The organism is Methylibium sp. T29 (assembly GCF_000576205.1).
Classification (GTDB): Bacteria; Pseudomonadota; Gammaproteobacteria; order Burkholderiales; family Burkholderiaceae_C; genus Methylibium; species Methylibium petroleiphilum.
Genome location: NZ_AZND01000325.1, coordinates 1 through 3,124 on the forward strand (window position 1 = coordinate 1; position 3,124 = coordinate 3,124).

At 68.3% G+C, this 3,124-nt stretch carries 2 protein-coding genes; both read right to left on the minus strand.

Annotation, left to right across the window (positions count from 1 at the left end; all coding sequences use genetic code 11):
* Positions 1-437 precede the first annotated feature (437 nt).
* Positions 438-2,258 (minus strand): monovalent cation:proton antiporter-2 (CPA2) family protein, encoded by a 1,821-nt coding sequence (locus x551_RS20255; RefSeq protein ID WP_011827713.1) that lies wholly within the window; start codon positions 2,256-2,258, stop codon positions 438-440.
* Positions 2,259-2,557: 299 nt separating this feature from the next.
* A complete protein-coding gene (locus x551_RS20260; RefSeq protein WP_036235787.1) occupies positions 2,558-2,794 on the minus strand; it encodes a helix-turn-helix domain-containing protein in 237 nt (78 codons plus the stop codon).
* Positions 2,795-3,124: the final 330 nt, after the last annotated feature.

Below are 3,124 nucleotides of genomic sequence, written 5' to 3' on the forward strand. Positions count from 1 at the left end.
CCGGCGGCGGCGCCGAAGGCCTGCAGCAGGCGGCGACGGGCCGACTGCGGCAGCCGGCTCCAGCGGGACGAGGAAGAAGAATCCGAATGGCTCATGGGGAACTCCGGTTCGTGGACGCGACGATCGCCGCCGCGCGCAACAACGAGGAAAGAAAGGACGGGGGCGGCCGATGAACCAGGCCAGAAGGCAGAGACAAGCGAAGGAGACGCAGCCTGCAACCGCCCCCGCGTCAAAGGGGTCGCGATCGGTTCAGGCCGGACAGCGGAAGAGTGACAAGGCGGCTCCGTGCGGGGATGCAGTGCCCGCACGATAGGGAGACTCGCCGCACCGGCCAACGAAGCTTTCCGGTGGTCGATAGCGGCGCGGCGCATAAGGCGCGCCGGGGTCCGCCCGCGCGGGGCCGGGCCCGGCCGGATCGGCGCCGCTTCGGCGCAGCGTCAGGGCGCGTTGGCCGTGACCGACGCGGTCTCTTCGTTCAGGGCCAGGCCGGCACGAGCCGGCTTGGTCAGCGGCGTGGGCTTCATGCGGTTGCTGAGCATCATGCCCACCCCCGCGCGCAGGCCGCCGGTGATCTGCAGCTGCAGGCGCTCGTCGTCGCGGCGGCGCACCTCGGCCGCCACCTGCGCGGCCTCGTCGGGCGTGGCGCCCAGGGCCCGCAACGCAGCCTCGCCGAAGGCACTGGCCGACTCGAAGGTCTCGCGCACCTGGTAGTCCACGCCCGCGGCGATGAGCTTCAGCGCGTGCTCGCGATCGAAGGAGCGCACCAGCAGGCGGGCCTGCGGGAACGAGTGCTTCACCAGCTCGACGATCTTCAGCGCCGCCGCCTTGTCGTCCACACAGACGGCGATCGCTTCGGCGGTGGCAGCGCCGGAGGCGTGCAGCACGTCGAGCCGGGTGCCATCGCCGTAGTAGACCTTGAAGCCGAAGCCGTCGGCGCTCTGGATCATCTCGGTGTCCGAGTCAATGATCGCCACGTCGACCCCGCGCGCCAGCAGGGCCTGGCTGGCCACCTGACCGAAGCGGCCGAAGCCGATCATCAGCACGCTGCCGGTCAGGCCGTCGGCCCGGTCCACGCCCTCGAGCGAGGCCGCGCCACGCGGCAGCATCCAGCGCAGGGCCCCGACCGCCAGCGGCGTGAGCGCCATCGACAGGATCACGATCGCGGTGAGCACCGCATTCATCGGGCCGTCGAGCAGCCCGGCGCTGACGCCGGCCGAGTACAGCACGAACGCGAACTCGCCGCCCTGGGCCATCAGCACCATGCGGTGCAGCGCGTCGCCGTGCGGCGCGCCGAGCGCGCGCGCCACGACGTAGATGCCGGCCGCCTTCACCAGCATGAACACCACCACGCCGCCCAGCACCTGGGGCCAGTGGCTGGCGAACACCGTGAGGTCGAGCGACATGCCGACGCTCAGGAAGAACAGGCCGAGCAGGATGCCGCGGAAGGGCTCGATGTCCGCCTCCAATTGATGCCGGAAGCTCGATTCCGACAGCATCACGCCGGCGAGGAAGGCGCCCATCGCCATCGACAGGCCGCCGAACTGCATCAGCAGCGCAGCGCCCAGCACCACCAGCAGCGCGGCCGCGGTCATCACCTCCCGCGCGCGCGCCGCCGCCAGCAGCCGGAACATCGGATTGAGCAGCCAGCGCCCCGCGATCGTGACGCTGCCCACCGCCACCAGCGCCAGCAGCAGCGCGCGCCAGATGGAACTGTCGACATCGGCGTGCGCCGGCGCGAGGAAGGCCACGATGGCCAGCAGCGGCACGATGGCCAGGTCTTCCAGCAGCAGGATCGAGACCACCCGCTGGCCGCGCGAGGTGGCCGTCTCGCCGCGCTCGTCGAGGATCAGCATGACGGTGGCGGTGGAGGTCATCACGAAGCCCATCGCGGCGACGAAGGCCACCGGCGCCGACAGCCCGGCGAGCATGCCGACGCCGGTGAGCAATGCGCCGCACGCCACCACCTGGGCCAGGCCCAGGCCGAAGATCTCGCGGCGCAGGCTCCACAGGCGCTTGGGCTGCATCTCCAGCCCGATGACGAACAGGAACATCACGACGCCCAGCTCGGCCACGTGCAGGATGGTCTGCGCGTCGACGAACAACCCCAGGCCGAACGGCCCGATCGCCAGCCCGGCGGCCAGGTAGCCGAGCACCGAGCCGAGGCCGAGGCGCTTGAACAGCGGCACCGCCACCACGCCGGCGGCCAGCAGCACCACCACACGGACCAGTTGTTCGTTGCCTGCTGCCTCGACCGCCATGCCTGTACTCCTTCGCCGAATGTGGGGAACGCGCGGCCCCGGGCCGCATTGAAAAAGGGCCGGCAACCTCGGGTTGCAGGCCCTGCGGGACGGTGCGCCGGGGACGCGTCAGAAGGGTCCTACGCACAAAAAACTGTGGTTTGTGCCCACAGTGTGAGTGAGTGAAGGTGGGCGTGGGTACAAAAGATGTTGATAGTGACCGGACATGGGGCTGAAGGTACCTCTTTTGGCCCGGCTATCAACATTCTGTTGATAGCAGAGCGCTAGCTCAATCGACGCGGAGACGAGAGGCGGGCTCGCTACCCGTCGGCGGCGCTGCGCGTCCGCTCCGCCGCCGCCAGCAGTTGAGAGGCTCTGCACTTCAGTGCGGTCGCGATGACTTCAACGCTGTCGATAGCCGCTGCCGTTTTCCCCCGCTCGACCAGGCCAATGAAGTTCTTGTGCAGCCCCGTGGCAATCGCGAGGTCGCCTTGGCTGAGCCCCATGGCCAGCCTGCGCTCGCGAACAACCACGCCCAAGGCTTCGGACAAGTTCATTTGACCCAGGTTTACCCATCGCGGATGCGACGTCTTTTCCAGGACTGTACTGAAACGGCAGAAGGGACCTAGTCACTGAACGCGGTCGGCTCACCTTTTAGGACGTGTCCTGAAGCCCGTCGCATCGCTGGCTACCAAGCTCAACACCGATACGACGCGACAGGAGTGCGATGCTTGCTGACACAATATACTGTGCCACTTGCGAACCCTAAACGAGCTAAGGATGCACGATGGATGCGCTACTTCTACGCACGCGCGAACGCGATTCCCGACCAGCGGAATCTCCGCAAAGGGGTATTCGCTATTGGTCGTCCGTCGAGGTGCCTGGGG